The organism is Micromonospora sp. NPDC049081 (assembly GCF_040648835.1).
Taxonomy (GTDB): domain Bacteria; phylum Actinomycetota; class Actinomycetes; order Mycobacteriales; family Micromonosporaceae; genus Micromonospora; species Micromonospora antibiotica.
In genome coordinates this window covers 232331-258188 of record NZ_JBEZEK010000002.1, presented here as the reverse complement: position 1 = coordinate 258188, position 25858 = coordinate 232331, and the positions used below count along the sequence as shown (strand labels likewise).

Annotated in this window: 19 protein-coding genes and 1 pseudogene; 6 read left to right on the top strand and 14 right to left on the bottom strand. The window is 74.2% G+C overall.

Translation table 11 applies throughout. From position 1 onward, the window contains the following. Positions 1-34: 34 nt before the first annotated feature. From AB0B63_RS05005 to AB0B63_RS04995, 3 genes and pseudogenes are all read right to left on the bottom strand, one after another. Positions 35-3592 (bottom strand): PD-(D/E)XK nuclease family protein, encoded by a 3558-nt coding sequence (locus tag AB0B63_RS05005; RefSeq protein WP_357015139.1) that lies wholly within the window; start codon positions 3590-3592, stop codon positions 35-37. Positions 3593-4014: 422 nt separating this feature from the next. Next, entirely contained in the window at positions 4015-4560 is a 546-nt protein-coding gene (locus AB0B63_RS05000; RefSeq protein ID WP_208568051.1) for a TIGR00730 family Rossman fold protein, read from the bottom strand. A 340-nt stretch (positions 4561-4900) separates the two neighbouring features. Continuing rightward, a pseudogene (locus AB0B63_RS04995) lies at positions 4901-5722 on the bottom strand (TIGR00730 family Rossman fold protein); the annotation flags it as partial. A 155-nt stretch (positions 5723-5877) separates the two neighbouring features. Here AB0B63_RS04995 and AB0B63_RS04990 point away from each other — a divergent pair. Then, positions 5878-6045, top strand: a complete 168-nt coding sequence (locus AB0B63_RS04990; protein ID WP_208568156.1) for a hypothetical protein — start codon at positions 5878-5880, stop codon at positions 6043-6045. 383 nt (positions 6046-6428) lie between these two features. Here the strand turns inward: AB0B63_RS04990 and dapE are convergent, their stop codons facing one another. Continuing rightward, entirely contained in the window at positions 6429-7502 is a 1074-nt protein-coding gene (gene dapE / locus AB0B63_RS04985; protein WP_208568050.1) for a succinyl-diaminopimelate desuccinylase, read from the bottom strand. 81 nt (positions 7503-7583) lie between these two features. On the opposite strand from dapE, the gene dapD reads away from it, so the two are divergent. Continuing rightward, positions 7584-8540 (top strand): 2,3,4,5-tetrahydropyridine-2,6-dicarboxylate N-succinyltransferase, encoded by a 957-nt coding sequence (gene dapD / locus AB0B63_RS04980; RefSeq protein WP_208568049.1) that lies wholly within the window; start codon positions 7584-7586, stop codon positions 8538-8540. Positions 8541-8719: 179 nt separating this feature from the next. Here dapD and AB0B63_RS04975 read toward each other — a convergent pair whose 3' ends face one another. Further along, a complete protein-coding gene (locus AB0B63_RS04975; protein ID WP_357015137.1) occupies positions 8720-12019 on the bottom strand; it encodes a S8 family serine peptidase in 3300 nt (1099 codons plus the stop codon). A gap of 201 nt (positions 12020-12220) precedes the next feature. Here AB0B63_RS04975 and AB0B63_RS04970 point away from each other — a divergent pair, with 201 nt between their 5' ends. Both AB0B63_RS04970 and AB0B63_RS04965 read left to right on the top strand, forming a co-directional pair. Further along, complete coding sequence (locus tag AB0B63_RS04970; protein ID WP_357014674.1) at positions 12221-12778, top strand: sugar O-acetyltransferase; 558 nt, start codon at positions 12221-12223, stop codon at positions 12776-12778. Positions 12779-12870: 92 nt separating this feature from the next. Next, positions 12871-15438: a hypothetical protein gene (locus AB0B63_RS04965; RefSeq protein WP_357014672.1), complete on the top strand. Its 2568-nt coding sequence runs from the start codon at positions 12871-12873 to the stop codon at positions 15436-15438. Here AB0B63_RS04965 and AB0B63_RS04960 read toward each other — a convergent pair. The 5 genes from AB0B63_RS04960 to fdxA all read right to left on the bottom strand — a co-directional run bounded on the left by AB0B63_RS04960 (position 15421) and on the right by fdxA (position 19355). Continuing rightward, positions 15421-16062: a nucleoside/nucleotide kinase family protein gene (locus tag AB0B63_RS04960; RefSeq protein WP_357014670.1), complete on the bottom strand. Its 642-nt coding sequence runs from the start codon at positions 16060-16062 to the stop codon at positions 15421-15423. The genes AB0B63_RS04965 and AB0B63_RS04960 overlap by 18 nt on opposite strands. Then, a complete protein-coding gene (locus AB0B63_RS04955; RefSeq protein ID WP_208568046.1) occupies positions 16062-16700 on the bottom strand; it encodes an SIMPL domain-containing protein in 639 nt (212 codons plus the stop codon). The genes AB0B63_RS04960 and AB0B63_RS04955 overlap by 1 nt, the downstream gene beginning before the upstream one ends. 47 nt (positions 16701-16747) lie before the next feature. Then, entirely contained in the window at positions 16748-17761 is a 1014-nt protein-coding gene (locus AB0B63_RS04950) for a prephenate dehydrogenase/arogenate dehydrogenase family protein (protein WP_357014667.1), read from the bottom strand. Positions 17762-17772: 11 nt separating this feature from the next. After that, positions 17773-18921, bottom strand: coding sequence for a succinyldiaminopimelate transaminase (dapC, locus tag AB0B63_RS04945; protein WP_357014665.1), 1149 nt, complete (start codon positions 18919-18921; stop codon positions 17773-17775). Between the two features lie 107 nt (positions 18922-19028). Beyond that, entirely contained in the window at positions 19029-19355 is a 327-nt protein-coding gene (gene fdxA / locus AB0B63_RS04940) for a ferredoxin (RefSeq protein WP_007072862.1), read from the bottom strand. A gap of 78 nt (positions 19356-19433) precedes the next feature. Here fdxA and AB0B63_RS04935 point away from each other — a divergent pair, with 78 nt between their 5' ends. Further along, the gene (locus AB0B63_RS04935; RefSeq protein ID WP_357014662.1) at positions 19434-20417 is read left to right on the top strand and encodes a GNAT family N-acetyltransferase; all 984 of its coding nucleotides are present in this window, start codon (positions 19434-19436) and stop codon (positions 20415-20417) included. Positions 20418-20436: 19 nt separating this feature from the next. Here the strand turns inward: AB0B63_RS04935 and AB0B63_RS04930 are convergent, their stop codons facing one another. From AB0B63_RS04930 to mshB, 3 genes are all read right to left on the bottom strand, one after another. Continuing rightward, positions 20437-20901 (bottom strand): hypothetical protein, encoded by a 465-nt coding sequence (locus AB0B63_RS04930; protein WP_357014660.1) that lies wholly within the window; start codon positions 20899-20901, stop codon positions 20437-20439. A gap of 81 nt (positions 20902-20982) precedes the next feature. Beyond that, positions 20983-21426 (bottom strand): hypothetical protein, encoded by a 444-nt coding sequence (locus AB0B63_RS04925; protein WP_208568138.1) that lies wholly within the window; start codon positions 21424-21426, stop codon positions 20983-20985. Positions 21427-21443: 17 nt separating this feature from the next. Then, positions 21444-22451, bottom strand: coding sequence for an N-acetyl-1-D-myo-inositol-2-amino-2-deoxy-alpha-D-glucopyranoside deacetylase (gene mshB / locus AB0B63_RS04920; protein WP_357014658.1), 1008 nt, complete (start codon positions 22449-22451; stop codon positions 21444-21446). Between the two features lie 86 nt (positions 22452-22537). Here mshB and AB0B63_RS04915 point away from each other — a divergent pair, with 86 nt between their 5' ends. Next, positions 22538-24682, top strand: coding sequence for a prolyl oligopeptidase family serine peptidase (locus AB0B63_RS04915; protein WP_357014656.1), 2145 nt, complete (start codon positions 22538-22540; stop codon positions 24680-24682). 161 nt (positions 24683-24843) lie between these two features. Here AB0B63_RS04915 and AB0B63_RS04910 read toward each other — a convergent pair whose 3' ends face one another. Continuing rightward, positions 24844-25608: a class I SAM-dependent methyltransferase gene (locus AB0B63_RS04910; protein ID WP_357014654.1), complete on the bottom strand. Its 765-nt coding sequence runs from the start codon at positions 25606-25608 to the stop codon at positions 24844-24846. Positions 25609-25858 lie beyond the last annotated feature (250 nt).

The window sequence follows — 25858 nt, the reverse complement described above, 5'->3', positions numbered from 1 at the left end:
GGCCGCCCGGTCGTCGGTGGCGCGGCCGACACGTTCACTCCCCGCCCGCCCGGTGCTCGCCGGTGGCCGGCGGCTCGACGACCTGCCGGCCCTGACCGGAGACCGGGCAGCTGGTCCGCACCGGGCAGACCCGGCACTTCGCGTTGGCGACGGCGGCGAAGGTCGAGGCGGCCATCGTATCGGCGGTGCGCCGGACCAGGGCGGTGGCCCAGCCGGCCTCGGGGCCCTGCCCGGCGGCGGCCTGGGTCTGCTCGCGGGCGTCCTTCGCCCCGGTGCCGAGCTGCACCAGCGCCGCGCCCCCGGCCTCGTCGCCGAACTCGGCGAACCCGCCCGCCTCCACCGCCGCCTGGTACGCCCCGAGCTGCGGATGCTCGGCCACCTCCCGCTCGGTGACCATCGTCGACTTGCCGGTCTTGAGGTCGATCACCACGAGCCGGCCGTCGGCGTCGACCTCCAGCCGGTCGACCCGGCCGGTCAGCTCGATCGGACGCGTCGGGTCGTCGAGGCGGACCGCGAACTCGTGTTCGATGGCGAGCAGCCGGCGCGGGTTGCCGGCCAGCCAGCGCAGCAGCTTGTCCACCATGGCCTCGGCGCGTTCCCGTTCCGGGCCGACCATCCACCGGGCCGCCAACTCGATCGCGTCGAACCGGGCGGCCACGTACTCCAGCAGGGCCGTGCGGTCGGCGCTGGCGTCCTCGGCCAGCATCGCGGCGGCGTGCACCAGGTTGCCGACGCCCTGGGCGGCGCTGGCCGGCCCGCTGCCGCCGTGTCGTTCGAGCAGCCAGCGCAGGCTGCACCGCAGCGCGCTCTCCATCCCCGACGGGGTGACCCGGACCGGTTCGCCCTCGTCGGCCAGCGGCCGGTCGTCGGAGAGGCTGCGCAGCCCCCACCAGTCGTCCGGGTGCGCGCCGGGGATGCCGGCGGCGGCCAGCCGGGCCAGTTCGGCCGCCGCCGCGCGCCGCCGGGCCACCGACGCCGCCGGATCGACGACTGCGGTACGCAGCTCAGCCACCAGCGCGGAGAGGGTGAGCGCCCGGGGTGGCCGCCCGACGGGCAGCTCCCGGGCCGGTCCCTCCCCCGGTTCCCCGGCCGGGTCCTCATCCGGCCCGCCGGGCAGGTTCTCACCCGGGCTTCCGGGCAGGTCCTCGCCCGCCTCCCCGGGCTCCCCGTCGGATGACCGACCCGGCCCACCGTCGGCCGGTTGACCCGGTTCCCGCTGGGCCGCCGCGTCTCCCACGTCGCCCCCACCGGTCGCGCCGCTGTGGGCAGCCAGCAGATCTTGAGGGGAGAGCGCCCCTCCGGGGGCCGTTTCCCGCCAGGATCTCTGGCCGCCACCGACGGCGGCGGGCGGGGTAGCGGGGCCGGGCGGGGTGGGGCCGCCGTCGGGGGAGATCGGGGTCGGGCCGTTTCCGGTGGGGCCGTCTCCCGCCGGGCCGTCTCCGTACTGGCCGGTGACGCCGAGTTCGTGCAGGAAGCGGCTGGGCTGCTCCTCGTGGTCGTCGCCACCGACGGCCGCCGAGGCGACGGCGGTGACCAGCAGCCGACGCCGGGCCCGGGTCACCGCCACGTGGAACAGCCGGCGTTCCTCGTCGAGCAGGGCGGAGGTCTGCCCGACCAAGCCGGCCCGGGTGCCGGTGCCGTCCGCCCGGCCGACCAGCACGTCGACCAGCCGTTCGGAGCCGAGCAGGCTGCCGCGCAGCCGCAGGTCGGGCCAGACGCCCTCCTGCACGCCGGCCACCGCGACCAGATCCCACTCCAGTCCCTTGGCGGCGTGCGCGGTGAGCAGGCGGACCGCCTCACCCCGGTCGGCGCTGGCCGCCAGGGTGTCCGCCGGCAGGTCCTGGCCGAGGACGTGGTCGAGGAAGACCTCGGTACGCGCGCCGGGCAGCCGGTCGACGAACCGGGCCGCCGCGTCGAAGAGCACCAGCACCGCGTCGAGGTCCCGGTCGGCGGCCTCGGCCCGCCAACGCTGGGCGGTCTCGTGCTCCCCGGTGGCCTCCCGGCCCCGGTTGATCGCCCCCGCCCAGCGTTCGGCGAGCCCGGTGGCGTCCCACACCGCCCAGAGCACGTCCTCGGCGGTGGCCCCGGGCACCGCCGCCGCCGTCCGCGCGGTGGCGAGCAGCTCCGCCACCGTCCGGGCCGGCTCGACCCAGCGGCGTTCGATGCCGGCCAGCTCCGCCGGGTCGGCCAGCGCCTCGACGATCAGCTCGCCGGAGGGCCGCCGGTCGCCCCGGGCCAGGGCGAGCGCCCGCAACCCCTGCCGCAGCCGCCGCTCGGCCAGCGGGTCGGCCCCGCCCAGCGGCGAGTGCAGCAGGGCGACCGCGGACTCCTCGTCCAGCCGGGCCGGTTCGAGCGCGCAGCGCAGCAGGAGCAGCAGCGGGGCGACCGCGGGTTGCAGGTGCAGCGGCAGGTCCTCGCCGTGCACGACGGTGGGCACCCCGGCGGCGTGCAGTGCCCGCCGCAGCGCCGGCAGGTGCAGGTGCGTCGAGCGGACCAGCACCGCCATCGCCGACCAGGGCACCCCGTCGAGCAGGTGGGCGGAGCGCAGCGCGTGGGCCAGCCAGGCGGCCTCGCTGGTGGCCGAACGGAAGGTACGCACCTGCACGCTGCCGGGTGGCGCGTCGGGCAGCGGTCGCAGCCGCCGGTGCCCGGCCGGCCCGCGCAACCGCCGGGCCAGGCGACCGGTGGCCCCGAGCAGCACCGCACCCGCCCGGTAGGAGGTGGTCAGGGTGACCTGCGCCGCCGGGGCCCCGGAGGCCGTCCGGAACCGGTGCGGGAAGGCGGTCACCACGGCCGGGTCGGCACCCCGGAAGGCGTACGTGGAGGAGTCCGGATCGGCGAAGGCCACCAGGGAACGGCCACCACCGGCCAGGACGGCCAGCAGGTCCTGCTGGGCCGGGTCGGTGTCGGCCAGTTCGTCGACGTAGACGTGAGCCAGCCGGCGACGCTCGGCCTCCAGCAGCTCCGGATCGTCGAGGAGCATGCCGGTGGCCGCCCGCACCAGCTCGGCCGGGTCGTACGCCACGGAGCCCCGGTTGCTGACGTCGCGCAGCGCGAGGACGGCGACGTACTCCCGGAGGAACCGGGCGGCGGCCGGCCAGTCGGTGCGGCCCAGCTTCTCCCCCAGCCGGGCCAGCTCGACCGGCCCGACGCCGCGTTCGGCGGCCCGCATCAGCAGGTCACGCAGCTGGCCGGCGAACGCCCGGGTACGCAGGGCGGGGAGCAGGTCGTCCGGCCAACCGACCGGGTCGTCGTCGGGTTCGGTGCCGACGACGTCCAGCAGCTCCCGGATGATCAGATCCTGCTCGGGGCCGGTGAGCAGCCGGGGGGACGGCTCGCCGCGTTCGGCGGCGGCCCGGCGCAGCAGGCCGAAGGCGTACGCCGGGAAGGTGCGCACCAGCGGCTCGCGCAGCACCCGGTGGCCGTCGGCGGCGATCCGGGCCTCGATCCGGTGCCGCAGCCCGGTGGCCTGCCGACGGCTGAAGGTGAGCACCAGCAGGCGCTCCGGGTCGACCCCCTCGGTGACCCGGGCGGCGACCGCCTCGACCAGGGTGCCGGTCTTGCCGGTGCCCGGCCCGCCGAGGACCAGCATCGGCCCGGCGGTGTGCGCCACGACCTCCGCCTGGAGCGGATCGGGCCGACGCGCCGGCAGGTGGGTGGCCCCACTCGCCGTTGCCCGGGGCCGCAGCTCCCCCCGTGGGTACGCGGCATCGCCCGCCGACCCCCCGGGCCGCGGCTCCCCCTCGACGCCTGACCCGGCCCGATCCGGGCCCACGGTCGCCCCGCCGTGCCGACCGTCCCCCCGGACGCTCGCGGCGGACCGGCCGCCTTCCGGGCCCGATCCGGCAGGTCGGCGCACCAGCCGGTACCCCTGCACCCCCACATCCCACCACGCGGGTACGACACCACCCACCGCACCACCCCGCCCGGGCCCGACCGGTGGCCGGCGGTCGGAAGTCGGTGCCGGCCACCCGGTCCGGACCCGCACCGCCCGGCCCCGACGACGGGTGGGGGTCAGGGCAGTCGGGACTCCAGGGCGTCCAGCGCGGTCGAGACGGTGGGGGCGACAGTGAGCAGGTCCAGGCCGGCCGGCTTGAGGAAGGTCTGGTCGGTGATGGTGCCCAGCCAGTCGAGCAGCGGACGGTAGAAGCCGTCGGTGTCGACCAGCACCATCGGCTTGGTGTGCATGGCCAGGGTGGCGGTGGTCCAGACCTCGAACAGCTCGTCCAGGGTGCCCAGTCCGCCGGGCAGGGTGAGGAACGCGTCCGACTTCTCGATCATGACGGTCTTGCGGCTGGCCATGCCGTCGGTGACGAGCAGTTCGTCCGAGGCCAGGTCGGCGACCTCCAGGTCCACCAGCGCCTGCGGGATCACCCCGACGGTGCGCCCACCGGCCGCCCGCGCCCCGTCGACGAGGGCGCCCATCATGCCGACGCAGCCGCCGCCACTGACCAGCGTATGCCCGCGCCGGGCCAGCTCCGCGCCGGTCTCGGCCGCCAGATCCAACCAGCGCTGGTCGAGGGTACGGGAGGACGCACAGAAGACACAGATCGCCGCCACCGGCTCAGCCCTCCCGACCGTCGATGACACCCCGGCCCGCCCCGGACCCCGACCCACCGGACCCTGACTCACCGGATCCCGGCTCACCCGGCCCGGCCTGACCGGACGCGGGGCTGCCTGGCGGCGGGCTACCGGAATCGGCGCTGCTCGACGTCGGACTGCCGGACGCGTGGCTGCCCGACGGGTGGCTGCTCGACGTCGGACTGCCGGACGGGTGGCTGCCCGACGCGGGACTGCTTGACGGGTGGCTACCCGACGCGGGACTGCCGGACGCGGGACTGCTCGACGCGGGGGTGTCGGGCTTCGCGTCGGTGGCGTCTGCGACGGCGGCGGCCCGGCGGGCGGCCTGTTGGTCGGCGGCGGTCCGGGCGACCGCCTCCTCGCGTACCGCCTCCTGGTCGACGGCGAGGGCCGCCTCGGCCTCGACGATGTGCCGTACCGCCGCGTCGACGTCGTCGGTGAGACAGATCAGCTCCAGGTCCACCGGGCCGATCTTGCCCTCGGCGGCCATGCTGTCCCGCAGCCAGTCGAGCAGCCCCCGCCAGTAGTCGGTGCCCATCAGCACCACCGGGAAGCGGGTCACCTTGCCGGTCTGCACCAGGGTGAGCGCCTCGAACAGCTCGTCCATGGTGCCGAAGCCGCCGGGTAGCACGACGAACGCCTGGGCGTACTTGACGAACATGGTCTTGCGGGCGAAAAAGTAGCGGAAGTCGATGGCCAGGTCGACCCAGTCGTTGAGCCCCTGCTCGAAGGGAAGTTCGATGCCCAGCCCGACGGAGAGGCCCCCGGCTTCGCTGGCACCCCGGTTGGCCGCCTCCATCACTCCGGGGCCACCGCCGGTGATCACCGCGTAACCGGCCCGGGCGAGGCCGGCCCCCAACTCCTCGGCCAGCCGGCACTCCGGACTGTCGGGTTTACTACGCGCGGAGCCGAAGACACTCACCGCGGGCGGCAGGTCGGCCAGCGTGTCGAAGCCCTCGACGAACTCGGCGAGGATCCGCAGCGCCCGCCAGGCGTCCTTGGTTTTCCAGTCGCTGCGCCCCCGGGAGTCCAACAACCGCTGGTCAGCGGTGCTGGTGGGGATCGCGCCACGGCGCAGCGTGACCGCTCCCCGGTGCCGCTCCGGATCGCGGCCCGGCCGCCGCCCGTTGGTCTGACTCATGACAGCCACCGTAGTGGAGGCGCACGTCAGGGCGGTGCCGGCCGACAGGTCGGAGAAAAAGTTCGCGATCATGGGCAACTAATTCTGTCGCCCGTACGTCTTACTATTCACATACCGGGTATGGCCCGGCGCGCGCCTTCGGGGGAGGAGCAAGCGTGATCAGCAACAACGAGCGGATGCGTATCCGTCGGCAGATGCAGCGACGGATCAACGAGGTGGTGGCCGAGCGCCGCCGCGCCCGACAGCTGGAGGTGCCGGTGGAACCCGCTGCCCAGCCCGTCGAGCCCACCGAACCCGACAATCCCCGCCTCACCACCGTCTGACACCCACCACCCGACCCACCAGCCCCACCCCGCGCCCCACCCAATCAGCCTCACACCCCACCAGCCCCAGCCACCCAGCCTCACCCCACCAGCCCCACCCAATCAGCCTCACCCCGAGCCTCACCCACCCAGCCCCCACCACGGCCCCGGCGGTCCCCGACCCCGGGGCCTCACCATGCATCCCCCACCCCCGGGCCCGCCCACACCCCACCCGCACCCCTCCCCCGCATTGGTGATCAAGAGGTTTGCGGCTGGTGATCAAGAAGTTTGCGGGCCGGGAGAGCGCTCCCCGTGACGCAAACCTCTTGATCACCGGGCCGAGCCGGGGCGTGGGCGGGGCGCGGGGTGGGTGGGGGTGGGGGGTTGGGGTGGGGTGGGGTGGGTTAGGCGGGGGTCAGCCAGCGGTGGAGGGTGGCGGCGCCGTCGCGGATCTTGGTCAGTTCGACGTGCTCGTCCTTGTGGTGGGCCAGGTTGGGGTCGCCCGGGCCGAAGTTCAGTGCCGGGATGCCCATCGCCGCGAACCGGGCGACGTCCGTCCAGCCCAGCTTGCCCCTCGGGGCCGAACCCACCGCAGCCAGGAACTCCTGGGCCACCGGGGCCTTGAGGCCGGGGAGTGCGCCGGCCGCCGCGTCGGTGACCGTCAACTCGTAGCCGGCGAGCACTTCGCGCAGGTGCGCCTCGGCTGCCGCCGGGTCGCGGTCCGGGGCGAACCGGTAGTTGATCTCGATCTCGCAGCGGTCGGGGACGACGTTGCCGGCCACCCCGCCACCGATCCGCACCGCGTTCAGGCCCTCACGGAAGTCGCAGCCGTCGATGGTGACCCGCCGCGCCTCGTACGTCGAGAGCCGGCGCAGCACCTCGCCCGCCCCGTGGATGGCGTTCACCCCACGCCAGGACCGGGCCGCGTGGGCCCGCTCGCCGTGCAGGGTGACGACCGCCCGCATGGTGCCCTGACAGCCGACCTCGACGATGCCGTACGTCGGCTCCAGCAGCACCGCGAAGTCGGCCTGGAGCCACTCCGGGTGCGCCCCACCGACCAGGGTGAGCCCGTTGTACCGGGACTCGATCTCCTCGGCCTCGTAGAACAGGTACGTCACGTCGTAGCGGGGGTCGGGCAGGGTCACCGCCAGGTGCAGCGCGAAGGCCACCCCGGACTTCATGTCGGAGGTGCCGCAGCCGTACATCAGGTCGCCGCGCATGGTCGACGGGAAGTTGTCGTTGAGGGGCACCGTGTCCAGGTGCCCGGCGAGCACCACCCGGGAGTCCCGGCCGAGGTCCGTGCGCGCCATCACCGTGTTGCCGTGCCGGAAGGTGCTCAGGTGCGGCACCCGGCGCAGCACCTCCTCGACGCAGTCGGCGATCGCCTTCTCGTCGAGGGAGACGGACTCGATGTCGACCAGGGCACGGGTCAGCGCCACCGGATCGGCCAGGACCTCGGGGGTAAGCGGGTTCTCCATGGTTCGCACGGTACCGTCCTGAACGGTGGGCGCGAGGGGTGAGCCCACCGGCCCCGCAGCCGCGAACGAGAGGGTAGAACAGTGACGTCCCAATCCGCCTGGGGAATCGGCGTGGCCACCGTGACCGCCGCCGAGCAGGTGCTCGACACCTGGTACCCGACCGGCAAGCTGGGCCTGGGTGAGCTGCCGCTGGTCCCCGGCGAGGACCAGGCCGACGTGCTCGACCTGCCACCCGGCGCGATCGGCGAGCGGGCCCTGCCGGGTCTGCGTACGGTGCAGGTGGTCACCGTGATCGGCGCGCTGGACGAGCCGATCAAGGACGCCGCCGACGCGTACCTGCGGCTGCACCTGCTCTCCCACCGCCTGGTGCGGCCCAACGAGCTGAACCTCGACGGCATCTTCGGCAAACTGGCCAACGTGGCCTGGACCTCGGCCGGGCCGTGCCCGCCGGAGCGGGTCGACGAGCTGCGGGTGATCGAGCGGGCCGCCGGCCGCCACCTGGCCGTGTACGGGGTGGACAAGTTCCCCCGGATGACCGACTACGTGGTGCCCGCCGGGGTGCGGATCGCGGACGCGGACCGGGTCCGGCTCGGCGCGCACCTGGCCGCCGGCACCACCGTGATGCAGGAGGGCTTCGTCAACTTCAACGCCGGCACGCTGGGCACCTCGATGGTCGAGGGCCGGATCGTGCAGGGTGTGGTGGTCGGTGACGGCTCCGACATCGGCGGCGGCGCGTCGATCATGGGGACCCTCTCCGGTGGCGGCACCGACCGGGTCCGCATCGGTGAGCGGAGCCTGGTCGGCGCGAACGCCGGGGTCGGCATCTCGCTCGGCGACGACTGCGTGGTCGAGGCCGGCTGCTACATCACCGCCGCCTCCAAGATCACCCTGCCGGACGGCCGGGTGGTCAAGGCCCGTGAGCTGTCCGGCGTCGACGGGCTGCTGTTCTGGCGTAACTCGGTGACCGGCGCGTTGGAGGCGAAGCCGCGCACGGGTCGGGGCATCGAGCTGAACGCCGCCCTGCACGCCAACGACTGAACCGCCCGAAACGCCGACGACCGGGCCGCCCGAAACGCCGACGACCGGGCCGCCCGAAACCCCAACAACCGAGCGGCCCGGCACGCCGACGACTGAGCCGCCCGGCGGCGTGCGGGCCGCCGTCGGTGCGCGCACGGGTCCGGGCCCGCGACGTCACCGTCGCGGGCCCGGACGTCGGGTCACTTCAGGCGGTACGCCTGGATGATCCGGGTGCTCGCGGTGTTGCCGTCGGTGTCCCGGGCGGTCGCCCGCAGGGACGCGTACCCGGCACCGGCCGGATGCTTGACCAGCGCCACCGTGCCCTGGCCCGGCACCTTCACCACGGTCGCCCGCCGCCAGGTCTTCCCGCCGTCGTACGACACGTCGACGCTGAGCTTCGCCAGCTTGGCGGTGCCGGCGCCCTCCTGCCGCCGCACCTGGACCGGCACGGCGAAGACCTGCCCGGCCGGGGCGGTGTTGTCGGCGTTCAGCCGCGGGGTGAACCGGATCTCCGACAGCTGCAGCCGCTTCGGCGTGTCACCCGCCACGTGCCCCGAGCGGAAGGTCCAGCTCGCCTCCACCTCGGTGCTGAGGTCGGTGAGGTTCCGCTTGGCCCCGACGGTCAGCTTGTAGTCGGCGTCCCCCTTCGGCACGGTGAACTCGCCGTACCCCGAGGTGTCGAGCTCCTCCACCAGCTTGCCGTTGCGCCACAGGACGGTACGGGCGGTGTCGTTGAGCGACACCCCGATGTGCCCGGCCGCGTCACTGTGCAGTGCCACGCTCACCAGGATGGTGTCCCCGACCCGGGTGACGCTCTCCTCCGGCCAGCGTGGGGTGGGCAGGGACGGCCCGAGCGGCGCGGCCCCCCAGGTCTCGGTGACCCGGCGGCCAGCCTGGTAGGCGGCGGACCGGCTCAGGAGGATCGCCTGGAGGTCCAGCCAGCCATCCTCGGTCCGGGTACCGAAGTCCAGTTCGGAGTCCCAGCGCACACCCTTGGTGCTGTAGTGCTCGACCCGCTGACCGGGCACGTCGGTGGCGAGCCCGACGGCCCAGCCGCCGGTGTTGTAGCCGTTGTCCGGGAAGACCAGCCGCTCGGCTTCCATCTTCGGGTACGGGTCACGGAACCTGTGCACCACCGTGGCCAGGTCACGCTTGCGGTAGTCGCGGACGAAACCGCTGGGCAGCCTGCCCGGGATGGTCTCGGCCAGCGCGTACAGGTAGGGGCTGTGCTCGGCTTCGAGGTCGGCCCACTGGCTGTTGACGGTGGCGACGAACTCGTCGGCCGACACCGCCTTGCCGAGCTGCCCGGTGGACAGTCCGTCGAAGGTGTCGAAGGAGACGATGCCGGAGCCGAAGCTGCCGCCGTCGGGGGTGAGGAAGTTGGCGCTGACGTCGACCAGGGCGACCTTCGCGTCGGCCTGCGGGACGGTCATCCGCACCGGCTTGGCCTTGCGCAGGTCGATGGTGACCGCCGTGTCGCCGTCGACCACCAGCTCCGGCTGGGCGAGCAGGGCCAGCCCGTCCGACTGCTCGTCCGGCCCCGGCTCGAAGAAGACGCTGCTCAGCCCGTACCTGCCCTTGGGGACCCGGACCTCGGCGACGCCGTCGAAGTCGGTGACGTCCACCAGGTCGTACCTGGTGAGGTCGGCCAGGGTGGTCGAGTAGTCGCCGCCGGGCTTTCCGCTGCGGTCGAGGTGGGTGAGCGTGACGGTGTAGCTCTCCACCTCCCGGTGCACGGCCAGTGGGGTCACCGCGACGGTGGACCCCGACCGGGCCACCACCCGACCGGTCCAGTAGCCGTCGACACCGAGTCGGGTGTCGGCGGTGACGGTGGTCTCGGCCCGACCGCCGGCCGGGACGGTGATCCGGTTGACGCCGAGGGTGAACATGCCGGCCGGCGCGGCCTTCCCGCCCGGTCCCTGTACCTCAAGGGTCAGGTCGAGGGTGACCGGGGCCGTCCCGGCGTTGTGCCAGGCGACGGTCCGGGTGATCGGGGCGTCGTCGCCGTGCGGCCAGAGGGCCCGGCCGAACGAGACGCTGACCGGGTCGGTGGTGACCTGCTCGGTGATCGCCCGGGTCAGGTCCACCCGACCCGCGCCCTGCTCGTACGCGGTCTGCGTGGGGTGCGGCTTGGCGGCGGCCATCAGGGTCGCCTTGAGCTGCCCGGCCTTCCAGCCGGGGTGCTGCTGGGCCAGCAACGCCACCGAGCCGGCGACGTGCGGGGTGGCCATCGAGGTGCCGGAGAGTGCGACGTACTGCGTCCCCACCGGGTCACCGATCTGGCCGTCGACGGAGCGGGCGGCCACGATGTCGACGCCGGGTGCGGTGATGTCGGGCTTGAGCGCGTCGTCACCGACCCGGGGACCCCGGCTGGAAAAGTCGGCCAGTTCGTCGTCCCGGTCGACCGCGCCGACGGTGAGCGCGGCGTCCGCGGTGCCCGGTGAGCCGACCGAGCCGTCCCGGCCGTCGTTGCCGGCGGCGATGACGAAGAGGCTGCCGGTCTGGGCGGTCAGCGTCTGGACGGCCTCCTCCAGCGGGTCGACCTCCGGGGTGTCCGTGCCGCCGAGGCTGAGGTTGACCACGGCGGCCTTCTTGTCGACAGTGGCCCACTGCATGCCGGCCAGGATCGACGACTCGGCGCAGCCGAACTCCTCGCAGACCTTGCCGTCGAGGAGCTTCGCGTCCGGCGCGACGCCCTTGTACTTCCCACCGGAGGCGGCACCGCTGCCGGCGATGGTGGACGCGACGTGGGTGCCGTGCCCGACGGTGTCCTTCTGGTCCGGCGTGTCGCTGAAGTTGCGTGCCTCGCTCACCTTGCCGGCCAGGTCCGGGTGGGTGGCGTCGACGCCGGTGTCCAGCACCGCGACGGTCACCCCCTTGCCGGTGTAACCGGCCGCCCAGGCGGTCGGCGCACCGATCTGGGGCACGCTGTGGTCGAGGGAGAGTGCGCGACGACCGTCCAACCAGATCCGCTCGACGCCCCCTGCCGCGCCGAGTCGGGCACTGCCGGCACCGGTGAGCGTGGACCAGACCGCGCCGGCTGAGGACTTGCCGGCGGTCAGGGCCGCGCCCTGGATCGCCGGGAGCTCGCGGGTCACCCGGGTGCCGGGCAGCGCGGTCGCGCCACGCCGGGACTGCTCCGAGCGGTACGACACCAGCAGTGGCAGATTGTCCCGGTGGGCGTCGTCGTAGCGGGCGGCGATCAGCGCGGTGACGTCGAACAGCCGTCGGTCGACCTGGCCCGAGCGCAGCAGCGGCAGCGCGTCGCGGGGCACCACGTTGAGGTGGCCGTGTTCGCGGCGGACCAGGAACTGCTGGTGCTTGCGGCCGTCGCCGGGGCGCACGGCGGCGCCACCGGTGCGGGTGACGGTGACCTGGTCCCCGGTGATCAGGGTGACCGTGGTGGAGCCGGCGGCCGGCGTGGTGGGCCGGGGCGCGGGCGGGGCGGCCGGGGCGGCGTTCGCGCCCGTCGCCGGCAGACCGAGAGCCAGGGCGAGCACCAACCCGCCGGCCGCGGTTCTTCTGCTTCCGTGCAACGGATCCTCCTTCTGGAGCGTTTCATGACCGGAGTCACATCGACGCCTAGAATTACATACTCGGTATGCAAATAGAAGGCCGAATGATGACCGTCCGGACACATTGCTGCGACAGGACCGACCCACTTCCCGCCCCGGGGACGACCGACCGGTGACCATGACCTGGTGAGGTCCATGAGGGAACGCATGCTCGCCGGCGAGCCGTACATCGCGAACGAGCCCGAGATCATCGCCGACCTGAACCGCGCGGCGCGGCTCACCGAACGCTTCAACCGCAGCGCCGCCGACGACCCGCAGGACCGGCTCGCCGCCCTGCGCGACCTGCTCGGCAGCGTCGGCGAGGACGCCTGGGTACGTCCGCCGCTGCACTGCGACTACGGCTGGCAGACCCACCTCGGGGCCCGCAGCTTCGTCAACTTCAACGCGGTCCTGCTCGACGTGGCCCGGATCACCATCGGCGCGGACGTCCAGATCGGACCCAACGTGCAGCTGCTCACCGCCACCCACCCGGTCGAGGCGGAGCCCCGCCGGGCCAAGTGGGAGTCCGCCCAGCCGATCACCATCGGCGACAACGTCTGGCTCGGCGGCGGGGTGATCGTCCTCGCCGGAGTGACCATCGGGGCGAACACGGTGGTCGGGGCCGGCGCGGTGGTCACCCGCGACCTACCGGCCAACGTGGTCGCCGTGGGTAACCCAGCACGCGTGATCCGTACCCTGAAATAGCAGGTTGAGCTGCGAAAACACCGGACAGATCGGTGGGCGAATCAGGAAATCCGATGCACTCTGGGTAGTGACGACGTCACCAGGGAGCACCGATGGCCGAGCGCGTACTCGAACTCCGGGTGCACGGCGTGTCGAACACCCCGCCCGACCAGATCCTCGGTCTGCCCACCGACCCGACCGGTGTCGGCCAGCCGCCCCGACTCGTCTCCGGCGGTAACGTCACGGGCTTCTACCGCGCCAGCGACTCCGCCCCGGACGACCCGGTCGTCGTCGAGGCGTACAGCTGGGGGCAGTTGACCTCGGGGGCGCGGACCGCACGCGACGTCGAACGGGCCCTGTGGACGCTGCTGCTGCCGTTCACCCTGGCCAACGTCGCCCTGTACGCCCGCCCCGGCATCCCACCCGACCCGGACACCGAACGCTGGGGCAGCCGCTCCGGCATCACCGCCTGGCTGATCCGGCTGTTCTGCCTCAGCCTCACCGGCACCCTGGTGCTCGCCGCCGCCGGCATCGGAGTCGACCTGATCGCCTGGCAGTGCGTCGACCACGAGTGCCTGCGGCGACTGCCCGGCTCGTGGGAGTTCCTCGGTCGGGGCTGGTGGCGCGCGGACGCCCACGCGCTCGCCGCCGGCCTGCTGGTGCCGCTGGCCATGCTGCTGGTGCTCGGCGTCGTCGCCTGGCGCACCTACCAGTACGAGGCCGAGATGCCCGCCGAACCCCGCTCCCCGCTGGCGGACCACTGCGAACACCCCACCCCGCCCGCCCTGGCCAACCCGTTGCAGGACCCCACCTTCTGGGGCGGGGAGGGCCAGCTGCGCCGCGCCGCCGTCCTGCACCTGTGCGTCGGCGCGGCGCTCGCCGCCGCGGTACCCGTCGGCGCGGTGCTGGTGATGGACCCGGCCCGGGGCGTCCGGGCCGTGGTCGCCGCCCCGACCGTCGCCGCCCTGGTCGCGGTCGTGGCGATCGCGGTCGTGGCGGTGGGCCGACCCTGGCTGACCCGGCGCAGCGGGGCCACCCCGCTCGGCGCGTGGAGCATCGCCGTCGGCGTGCTCACCGGCGTCGCGCTGGTCGGCACCTTCACCCTCCTGCTGCTGCCGGACGGCCCCGCCGGCAGCCCGCTGGCGCAGTGGCGCCCACCGGCCGGATGCGCCAGTGACCCGAGCCTCGCCGGCTGCCTCACCGACCACTCCCTGCCCGGCTACGACGGGCTCGTCGCCTGGCTCGCCACCTACCAGGTGCTGCTGCTGATGGCCATCGGCACCGTCGCCCGGTCCGGACGACGCGCCCTGCTCGTCCCCGGCACCGTCGGCGTGCTGCTGCCCCTCGGGATGGCCTGGCGCGACGGTTGGCTGTCCGGCCTCCCCACCGCCCCCGACGGCCTGCGGATCTGGATGCTCGCCGCACCGGCCGTCGCGGTCGCCGCCACCGGTCTGCTGCTGCCCCGCACCGGCAGCGACGCCGACCAGCAACCGCTCGGCGCGCACACCGACATGGCCTGGGGCGGTCGGGGGGCCGCCGTGATCGCCGGCTTCGGCTGGATGATGGCCATCGCCTACTGCGCCGGCCTGCTCTACTGGGTCACCGACCGGCTCGACGGTCCCGCCTCACCCAGCGGGTTGTCGCCGATCGTGCCGCCGCTGCCGGTGATCTGGGCCGGCCTGGCCTTCACCGTCGCAACCGCCGCCCTGCTCGGCACGCTGATCCACGCCGGGATGCTCTTCCGCCGGCTACGCCGCGCCGAGTACACCCGGCTCACCGCCCGCCGGCGGGACCTCTCCGCGCACGACCTGCGCCGCTGCCGGGACGTCAGCAGGTTCCGCGCGCTGCACCGACTCGTCGGCGAACACGCGGTACGGCTGATCGGCTGCTACGCCACCGTCGCGGCGGTGCTGGTGGCCCTGTCCTGCGTGGCCGCGCTCACCCGTACCCGCCCCGCACCGGCCGGCGCGTCAGGCTGGTCCGGCCTGGTACGAGCCGCCGCAGACCTCGGCGACACCATGCTGGGCTGGCTCCCCCTGGTCGTCGCCGGCCTGGGTCTGCTCGTCTACCGCAACGACACCGTCCGGCGCAGCGTCGGGGTGCTCTGGGACATCGGCACGTTCTGGCCGCGCGCCGCGCACCCGCTCGCCCCGCCCAGCTATGCGGAACGGGCCGTCCCCGAGTTGCAGACCCGGATCGCCGGCATCCTGGCGCTCACCGAGCACGACCCCCGTCGGATGGACGGGGTGATCCTCTCCGGGCACAGCCAGGGCGCGGTGATCTGCGCGGCGACACTGCTCCAACTGCCGGCCCGGTGGCGGCGACGCATCTGGTTCCTGTCGTACGGCTGCCAGCTCACCCGGCTCTACGGACGGATCTTCCCCGCCTACTTCGGACCGGCCCGGCTCCGGGTCCTCGCCGACAGCCTGACCTGGCCCGCCGGTCACGTCGCGTGGACCAACTTCTGGCGCGACACCGACCCGCTCGGCTGGCGGATCAGCGCCGGGGAACGGGACGTCCCGGTGACCGACCCGGAGGCCCTGCACCCCAGCGGAGGCGAGGTCGCCGACCCGCCGATCCGCAACCACGGCGGCTACCCGGAGGCGTTGGAGTTCCACCGGGAACGGACCCTGGTGGCCCGGCTGCTGCGGCGTACCGTCCCGTCACCGCGGGTCGGTTGACCGGATCACCAGGTCGGCCCGGTCGGCGGTGCCCGCCACCAGGGCGGCGTTCGCCTCGTCGCTGCCGTACGCCCAGGTGTGCGCCGCCTCCGGCGACCGCCCGTACGCCACGTGCCGCGCCACCAACCGACGCAACCGCAGCTCGGCGTCCAGGTCGAGGAACCACGCCTCGTGCAGCAACGACCGCACCTCGTCCCAGGGGGGATCGTCGAGCAGCAGATAGTTGCCCTCGGTCACCACCAGCCGGACCGAGGGCGGCACCTCCACCGCCCCGGCCACCGGCTCCTCCAGATCACGGCGGAACAGCGGCGCGTACACGGCGGTCGGCTCCAACCGGTGCAACCGGCGCAGCAACGACACGTACCCGTTGGCGTCGAAGGTGTCGACCGCGCCCTTGCGGTCGGCCCGGCCCAGCCGGACCAGCTCCGCCTGGGCGAGGTGGAAACCGTCCATCGGCACCAGCCGGGCGGTCGGGCCGACCGCCGCGACGATCCGCTCGGCCAGCGTGGACTTGCCCGCCCCGGGCGCACCGGCGACGCCCAGCAGCTGCCGGGGGCCGGCGTCGGCCAGCGACCGGGCCCGGGCCACCAGGTCGTCGAGGGAGAACGGACGCGCCTCGGGCATCAGGTCAGGACCGGCTCGCTGATGGTGAACCGGGCCCGCACCACCGCGTGCACCGACTGCGGGCGGGGGTCGAGTTCCAGCTCCGGTGAGCCGGCCATCCGGTCCTGGCGGGCGTACATCGCCCCACCCCCGGCGAACCCCTCGTCGGTGTCGGCCAGCTCCAGCAGGGCGGTCACCCGGGCACCGAGCGCCTCGGCGTACTCCCGGGCCCGGCGCAACGCGTCGGCGATCGCCTCGTGCCGGGCCTCCCGGTGGGCCGGGCTGTCCGGCCGCAGCGACCACCAGGGGCCGGCCACCTCGACGTGGTCCAGCTCGGCCAGCCGCAGCATCAGCTCGGCCAGGGAGCCGAAGTCGGTGACGGTGACCGTGGTGGAGACGCTGCCCAGGTAGCCGACGACCCGCTCACCGGACCGGTTCGTCTCGGGTCGCACCCGCAGCTCCCCGGCCTCCCGACGGTCCACCGCCGGCTCGTGCTCGTCGAGCAGCACCCGGACGGCGGCGGCCCGCTCGGCGAGCCGGGTCAGGGCGACCTGACGGTCCCGTTCCCGGGCCGTCGCCGTCACCTCGAACCGGGCCAGCTCGGGTGCCACCTCCCGGTACGCCTCACCGCGTACCGCCACCACCGGTCCGTCCGCCACGCACCCACCCTAACGGCGCAACCGGACCGCCGCCGGTTTCCGCGCGGTCAGGCCGGGGCCTCGGCGGGCCGCAGACCGGTGTATGTCACCGACTCCCCCGCCACCGTGCAACCGGTGAGGTGCCCGCCGGACTCACCCACCGACCGGACGAACGCCAACTCCTGCGCCGGGTCCCCGGCGAGGGCGAACCGCCGGTGGACGGGTCGCACGTCGCCCGGCGGCAGCCGTACCGTCCGGGCCCGCTCGTAGTGCGCCACCAGCGCGGGCAGGTCGTCGGCGCGGACCGCCTCGGTCAGCCCGTCGAGCGCCGCCCGCACCTCGGCCAACTGCCGCAGCACCTGCTCCCGGTTGGCCAGCAGCATGTCGGCGGTACGCCGGGCCGGGGTCGTCGCGACCCGGGTGCCGTCACGGAAGCTGCCTGCCGCGAGCCGGACCACCGCGTCCCGCACCGCCGAGTCGGCGGCGGCCCCGGCCAGGCTGCCGGCCAGCAGGTGCGGTACGTGGGAGGAGAGCGCCACCACGGAGTCGTGCACCCCCGGCGACATCGGTACGACGTGCGCGGCGAAGACGTCGACGATGAGCCCGACCAGCGTCCGGAACGGCACCAACCCGTCGACGCTCGGGCAGAGCACCCAGGCCGCGTCGACGAAGAGGCCCGCCAGCGCGGCCGTCAGCCCGGCCCGTTCGGTGCCGGCCATCGGGTGGCCGGGGACGAACCGGCCGGTCAGCCCGTGCGCCCCGGCGAACCCGGCGACGGCCGCCTTGGTGCTGCCCACGTCGGTGACGACACACCGGTCGTCGGTCAGCCCGGCCACGGTGAGCAGGGTCTGCGGCAGACTCGGCAGGGGACCACCGAGGAACACCACGTCCCGGTCCCGGACCGCGTCGGCCAGTTCGTCGGGGAAGGTGAGGCCCCGACGGCGGCCCTCGGCCCGGGTCGCCGGGTCCGGGTCCCAGCCGGCCACCGGCGTACCCGCCTCGTGCAGCCGCAGCAGGATCGAACCGCCGATCAGGCCGGTGCCGACCACGGCGACCCGGGGCCGGCCCACCTCGTCACCCACCGCAGCCGCCCCTACGGCTGGGCGAGCCGCTGGGCGACCGCCGCGACGTGCGCGTCCGACCCGGTCAACGCCACCCGGACGTGCCGCTGCCCGGCCGGGCCGTAGAAGGCCCCGGCGGCGACCAGGATGCCCCGTCGGGCCAGCCGGTCGACGGTGTCCCAGCAGTCCTCGTCGCGGGTGACCCAGAGGTAGAGGCCCGCCTCGGAGTGGTCCACCCGGAAGCCCGCCCCGGTGAACGCGGCGAGCAGTGTCTCCCGCCGGGCCCGGTAGCGTTCCCGCTGCTCGTCGGCGTGCGCCTGGTCGGCCAGCGCGGCGACCATCGCGGCCTGCACCGGAGCCGGGACGATCATACCGGCGTGCTTGCGAATCTTCAGCAGCTCGGCGACGAGCGCCGGGTCACCGGCGACGAACCCGGCCCGGTAGCCGGCCAGGTTGGACCGCTTGGACAGCGAGTGCACCGCCAGCACCGAGTCGTACGACCCGCCGCAGACCTCCGGCGCGAGCACCGACACCGGCGCGGCGTCGGCCGTCCAGCCCAGCGGCAGGTAGCACTCGTCGCTGGCCACCACGGCACCACGCTCCCGGGCCCAGTCGACCACCTTGCGCAGGTGGGCGGCGGGCAGCACCCGACCGGTCGGGTTGCCGGGCGAGTTGACCCAGACCAGGCGTACCCGGGAGGTGGGGCCGACCGCGGTCAGCGAGTCGGCGCGGACGGTGGTGGCGCCGGCCAGCCGGGCCCCGTCCTCATATGTCGGATAGGCGACCGACGGCACCACGACCACGTCGCCGGGGCCGATCCCGAGCAGGGTGGGCAGCCAGGCGACCAGTTCCTTGGACCCGATCGTCGGCAGCACCCCGAGCCCGTCGGCAGCCGCACCGCAGGCGCGCGCCACCCAGCCGGCGATGGCGTCGCGTAGCGCCGGGGTGCCCGCCGTCAGCGGGTAGCCCGGCGCGTCGGCGGCGTCCGCCAGCGCCTGCCGGATCACCGGGGGCACCGGGTCGACCGGCGTGCCCATGGATAGGTTGATCAGGCCGTCCGGGTGCGCCGCGGCCAGGGCGGCCGCGGCGTCCAGCGTGTCCCAGGTGAACTCGGGCAACCGCGCCGACACCGGACCGGGCCGGGCCGGGCCCGACGCGGACCCGGCCGACGACCCCGACACGCCACCGGCCGGCACCACCGACCCGGGGCCGGCCGGCACCGCTGCCGGCCCGGCCGGCGAGCCCGGCACCGCAGCCGGCGGGCCCGGTGTCCCGGCTGCCGGCCGGTTCAGTGGCCCTCGCCGCGCGGCGGCTGGCCGGCGACGAACGTCGCGTCCTTCTCCACCTTGCCGATCTTCGACGCACCGCCCGGCGAGCCCAGGTCCTCGAAGAACTCGTAGTTGGCCCCGGTGTAGTCCTTCCACTGCTCCGGGACGTCGTCCTCGTAGAAGATGGCCTCCACCGGGCAGACCGGCTCACAGGCACCACAGTCGACGCATTCGTCAGGGTGGATGTAGAGCATCCGGTTGCCCTCGTAAATGCAGTCGACCGGGCATTCCTCGATGCATGCCTTGTCGAGCACATCCACGCACGGCTCGGCGATGATGTAGGTCACCGGTCTTCTCCTCCGCAGACTCGTCGCGATCACCCGCGACGCTAAGAGCCTAGTATCTCGCCGGGGAGGAGGTCGATCGTGCTCCGACAGCAGGATGTGGGACACCGGATCGTGGTTCGCCGCATTGTGGGGATTCGCGAGGGCCGGCCCCTCTTTTCGGACGCCCTCGGCGAGCTGGTCGAGCTGAGCGAGACTCATCTCACCATCGCCACCGCCCAGGGCCGGCTCCGGGTGCCGGTGGCCGAGGTGCACCGGGCCAAGCGGGTGCCCCCCACCCGCCGGCCCACCGCCTCGGCCGTCGTCGAACTGGAACTCGCCGCCGACGAGGCGTGGCCGGCACCGGTACGCGCCCGGCTCGGCGACTGGCTGCTGCGCTCCGCCGACGGCTGGACCGGCCGGGCCAATTCGGCGCTGCCGGTCGGCGACCCGGACCGCCCGCTGCCGGCGGCGATCGACGCGATCGAACGCTGGTACGCCGAACACGGCCAACCCGCCATGGTCAACACGCCGTTGCCACTGGCCGTGCCGGTCGGCGCCGAACTGGACGCCCGGGGCTGGACCGCCCGGCCGCTGACCCTGGTGCAGACCGTCCCGCTGGCCACGCTGCGGCCGGCGGAGCCGCCCCCCGCTCCCACCCCGCAAGGCCCGGCCGGCGGTGCGGCGGTCGCCCTCACCGGCGTGCCGTCCGAGGAGTGGCTCGCGGTCGCCGCCGGCCGCAAGGGCGGCCTGCCGGACTCCGCCCGGCACATCCTGACCGCCGTGGCCCAGGTCCGCTTCGCCCAGGTGTACGCCGACGGCGCGCTGCTGGCGACGGGCCGGGGCACGGTCACCGGGCAGGGCCGCTGGCTGGGGCTCAGCCTGATCGAGGTGGCCCCGCAGGCACGCCGGCAGGGGCTGGCCGCCCGGGTGATCCGGGCGCTGGCCGACTGGGGCACGGCCGAGGGCGCGACCCACGCCTTCCTCCAGGTGGAACAGCGCAACATCGAGGCGGTCTCGCTCTACCGCAAGCTCGGCTTCACCACCCACCACACCTACCTCACCCGCGTCGCCCCTCCCACCTGACCCACCCCGGGCGGGTGGGTCAGCGGCGGACCACCCGGCGGGGCTTGCCCACGTTACGCTCGGCGTACCGCTGGAGCTGGCGGGAGCGGTGGTCGCGGCCGAGGGCGATGAGCACCAGGTAGCCGATCGCCACGCCGGCCGCCGCGGCGGCGAGATAGAGCCAGATCTGGGCGAAGAAGAGCCCCGCTCCCCCACCGAACGGATCGTTGCCGACCAGCAGCGGGCCGACGAGCACGGTCAGCAGCAGCGCCACCGCCACCGCGGCGGCCACGTCGGCCCCCCAACGCGCCGCCGGCACGACCCGGCCCCAGACGAAGACCACCCCGGCCAGCACCAGTCCGACCACGATGAACATGCCCAGCGAGACCCGGTCGGCGGCAGTGTCGTTCCCGTCGAAGCCGAGCTTGATGATCACCCGGGCCACCACGTTGACCGCGAACAATGCCGCCGCGAGTACGCCGACAGCCCGCCACCGATCTCTCATCACACGCCTCCTGCCACACCGCCCGCCGCGTCGACGGGGCTCCTGGCAGGAATATCTACCACCGTCGGCTGTGTGCCGTCATCACCCGTCGTGGCGGCGCGGCTGCGGGCTGAGGATCTGCCGGAACGCCATCACCGCGAACGTCATCGCCCCGGTGGTGATCATCGCCAGCCCGACCCAGTTGTCCCCGGCGACCAGCAGGTCACCCTCGGCGGTACGGACCGCTGCCACCGCCATCAGCACGAACCACGGCAGGGCCGGCAACGCCACCGCCCACTTGCGGCCGACCGTGGCGTACGCGAACCAGCTCACCGCGATCGCCCCCAGGATGGTGACCACCACCGACACCCCGATCAGCTGCCCGCCGACCCGGACGGTGGACAGCAGCAGGCCGATCAGGGCGGTGAGCACCCCGCCGACCACGGCGACCAGCCCGCCGACCAGCCGCAGCACGACGTCGAACAGGCGTACCGTCGGGCCGGGTGGCGGCGGGACGGCGGCGGTCTCCTCCTCGACGACCGGCATCGGCGTGGCGGGCAGCGTCACCGGGGTCCGGCCATCGCCGAGGCCGGCCCGCCCCCCACCGGGGACGCCTGTTCCGGCCGACGTGCCGCCGCCACCGGCTGACCGGCAGCCGGGTCGGTCCGGCCGGCGGACGAGCCCGACGAGGTCGTGTCGATCCCGGCGAAGAGGTCACTCTCCCAGCCGTTCGGTCCACCGGCCGGGCCGGGTTCCCCCACCGCCAGGGTGAAGAACTCCACGCCCATGAACTCGGCGCCGAAGTTGCCGGCGATCGCGTACAACCAGGAGTTGGCGGGGATCTGGGTGCCGTGCGCCCGCATCGCCGCCTCTTTGGCGGCGTGTTGGTCGGTGGCGTCGATCCGGGCGGCGATCTGGTCGTCCGGGGTGCCGAAGGGCAGTTCGTCGACGCTGTCGATGCCCGCGAACGGGTTGTCCGAGGACTCGGTGAAGTGGCTCATGCCGGCCTCCAGGACGCTGCGGGGCAGCGCCGTCCAGTAGACCTTGGCCGGGGCGATGCCCTCCGCGGCGGCCAGCTCGTGTGCCCGCATCGTCACCCGGTGCGCCTGGATGTGGTCCGGGTGCCCGTAGAAGCCGTTCGGGTCGTAGGTGACCATGACCTGCGGGCGGATCTCCCGGATGACGTCCAGGAGCTGACCGGCGGCCACGTCGAGGTCGGCCGCCCAGAACGCCCGGGGGTGCTCGTTGGTGGCCAGCCCCATCATGCCCGAGTCCCGGTAGCGGCCCGCGCCGCCGAGGAAGCGGTGGTCGGTGACGCCGAGCGCGGCGCAGGCGGCGGCCAGCTCCCCGATCCGGAAGCCGCCGAGCTGGTCGGCCTCGGCGGCGGCGAGCTGCGCCAGCTCCGGCACGTGGATCTCGCCTTCCTCGCCGAGAGTGCAGGTCACCAGCGTGACGTGGGCGCCGTCGGCGGCGTAGTGCGCCATCGTCGACCCGGTGCCGATGGACTCGTCGTCGGGATGCGCGTGGACCAGCAGCAGGCGTCGGTCGGGCAGCGTCGTCACGACGGTCACTCTAACCGGCGGTCCGTCCGCGCCGGGGCGTACGCGTCCACCCAGGTCGGCCACATCACGCCCGGCACCGCTCTACGATCCGGGTTGTGGACTTTCCCGAGCTGGCCGCCCGTACCCGTCGGTTCAGCCACGGGGCGCCGCGTGCCGTGTCCGTGACCGGTGACGGTTCCCGGGTGGTCTTCCTCCGCTCGGGCGGCCCGGAGGACCCGGCCGACGCGCTCTGGGCGCTGGAGACCGCCTCCGCCGAGGAACGCCTGGTCGCCGACCCGGCCGTGCTGCTCGGCGACGACGCCGACCCGGTGGCGCTGGCCCCCGGCGAGCGGGCGTTGCGCGAACGACGCCGACTCAGCACCGCCGGCATCGGCTCGTACGCCCTGGACGGGGCGGGCCGGGTGGCGGTGTTCGCGCTGGCCGGCCGGCTGTTCCGGGCCGATCTGGTGCACGGCGACGTGATCGAGGTGAGCACCGTCGGCCCGGTGATCGACCCGCGTCCCGACCCGACCGGTCAGCGGGTGGCCTACGTGACCGACACCGCCGACGGGGTACGCCGGGGCGAGCTGCGGGTGGTCGCCCCGGACGGCACCGACTCCCTGCTGGCCGGCGAGGACGGTGGGGTGAGCTGGGGGCTCGCCGAGCACGTGGCGGCGGAGGAGTTCGGCCGGTTCCGGGGTTACTGGTGGGCCCCGGACGGGCGGATGGTGCTCGCCGCCCGGGTCGACGAGTCCCGGCTGCCCCGCTGGCACCTGCACGACCCGGCGGACCCGGCGACCCCGCCGACCACCGTCGCGTACCCCCGGGCGGGTGGGCCGAACGCGGAGGTCAGCCTGCACCTGCTCGACCTGGACGACGGCTGGGTCGACGTGCACTGGGACCGGGAGACCTACCCGTACCTGGCGTCGGTCGACTGGGCCGACGGCAACCCGCTGATCACGGTGCTGCGCCGGTCGCAGCAGCACGGCCTGGTGCTGGCGGTGGACCCGCGTACCGGCGAGACGCAGGTGCACGCGGAGCTGGCCGACCCGCGCTGGGTGGAGCCTATCCCGGGCACCCCGGCGCACCTGCCGGACGGCCGGGTGCTGGTCGGCGGCGAGCTGGCCCACGACGGGTACGACGCCCGCTGCCTGTTCGCCGACGGCACCCTGCTCACCCCGCCCTCGCTGTACGTGCGACGGGTGGTGGGCCGGCTGCCCACCGGTCCCGGGCCGGCCGACCTGCTGGTGGAGGCGAGCGAGGGCGAACCGAGCCAACGGCACCTCTACCGGGTGCGTACCGTGATCGGTGGTGGGGTGGACGCCCGCCGGATGAGCAGCACCCCCGGCTGGCACACGGCGGCGGTCGGCGGGGACACCCTGGTGGTCGGCACCGCCTCGCTGGACGAGGCCGGGACGAGCTGGTCGGTGTGGCGCGGCGACCGGGAGGTGGCCCGGCTACGGTCGCTGGCGGCGACCCCGTCGGCGGCGCCCCGGCCGATGCTGGTCCGGGTGACCGACCGCCGGTTACCGTCGGCGGTGCTCTACCCGACCGAGCACGTCAAGGGCACCCGGCTGCCGGTGCTGCTGGACATCTACGGCGGCCCCGGCCACCAGGAGGTGGTGGCCGCCCGGTCGGCGTGGCTGGAACGGCAGTGGTGGGCGGACTGCGGGTTCGCCGTGGTCACCATCGACAACCGGGGTACGCCGGGCGTGGCACCGTCGTTCGAGAAGGCCATCCACCGGCGGGTGGCCGACGTGATCCTGACCGACCAGGTGGACGCGTTGACCGCGCTCGCCGGCAAGCACCCCGACCTGGACCTCGACCGGGTGGCGATCCGGGGCTGGTCGTTCGGCGGCTGGCTGGCCGGGTTGGCCGTGCTACGCCACCCGGAGCTGTTCCGGTGCGGCATCGCCGGCGCCCCGGTCACCGACTGGACGCTGTACGACACCGCGTACAGCGAGCGTTACCTGGGCCTGCCCGACGACGGCATCGACGTGTACGGGCACCACTCGCTGGTGGAGCTGGCGGCGGAGCCGCTGCATCCCGGCGAGCCGGCCCGCCCGCTGCTGCTGGTGCACGGGATGGTCGACGACAACGTGGTCGCCGCGCACACCCTGCGGCTGTCGGCGGCACTGCTGTCGACCGGCCGGCCGCACGCGGTGCTGCCGCTGACCGGGGCCACCCACATGGCCGCCGGTGGGCTGTCCGAACGCCTGCTCCGCCTGGAACTCGACTTCCTCCGTACCCACCTGACCTGAGCCGACGCCGGACCGTCCCGCCGGATCGCGCCGGGGTCGCCTGGGCCGCCGGCTGGGCGGGTCAGCGGGCGGCAGGGCGGGTCAGCGGGCAGCGGGGCGGGTCAGCGGACAGCGAGTCAGCGGGCGGTAGGGCGGTGCGGGTCGCCGGCCGGCCGGGCGGGTCAGCGGGCGGTGGGGCGGCGGGCCAGCAGGGCGAACGCGTTCGGCAGGCGGCCCCGGAAGGCCGCCGCGTCGACGTCGCCCATCCGCCAGAACGGCTCCGCGTACTCGTCGAGCTGCCGGATCTCCAGGCCGGCGGTGACCACGGCGGTGACGGTCCGGCCGAGCGTCCACTGCCACATCACCGCCCCGTGGGCCGGGAAACTGTCGTCGGCGCACACGAACGAGCGGCCGAAGTAGCTGCGGTCGGGTCGGATGCGCGGCTCGTCCAGGTCCCAGGTCCACAGGTCGGTGGCCGGGTGACCGTCGTGGACGAACAGGTGGCCGCCGGGGCGCAGCAGCCGGGCCATCTCCGCGGCCCAGGCGTCGATGTCGGGCATCCAGATCAGCGCGCCCTTGCCGGTGTAGACGAGGTCGACGCTGCCGTCACGCAGCGGCACGCCGGGGACCGTCCCGAGCAGGTAGTGACAGGCGGCACCGAGGTGATCGGCGCGCCCCCGCGCGCCGTGGATCGCGTGCTCGCTGTAGTCGACGCCGATCACCATCCGGGCACCGGCGTCGACCAGGGCGATGTCGTCCTGACCGTTGCCGCTCTGCGGATGGACCACCAGCGGTCGGGTCGCCAGGATGTCCCGGAGCAGCGCGCGTTCACTGGCGATGAGCGTGACGCCGGCCGCCGCCTCGGCCGCCATCTGGTCGTTGGCCCAGACCCGCTCCTGATGGGCCAGTTCCCAGGCGGTCCGGTTGGCACGCGACGTCGGGTCCATGCCCTGCACTCTCCCGACCGACCAACCGACGGTCAATCGATTTGCGCCTCTGCCCGACGGTCGGCACGGGTGGCGGAGCCGACCCGGTCGACGGTGACGGTGAGGGCTTTCCCGACGTTCTTCTCAGCCTCCCTGAAATCGCCCGGCCAGTCCGGCCGGCGACCGCATCAAGGGCGACCGCCTCAACACGGAGAGGTAAAGCCGACACGAATTCCCCCGCACCGCTTGCCGGATCAGCGCCCCGTACCGG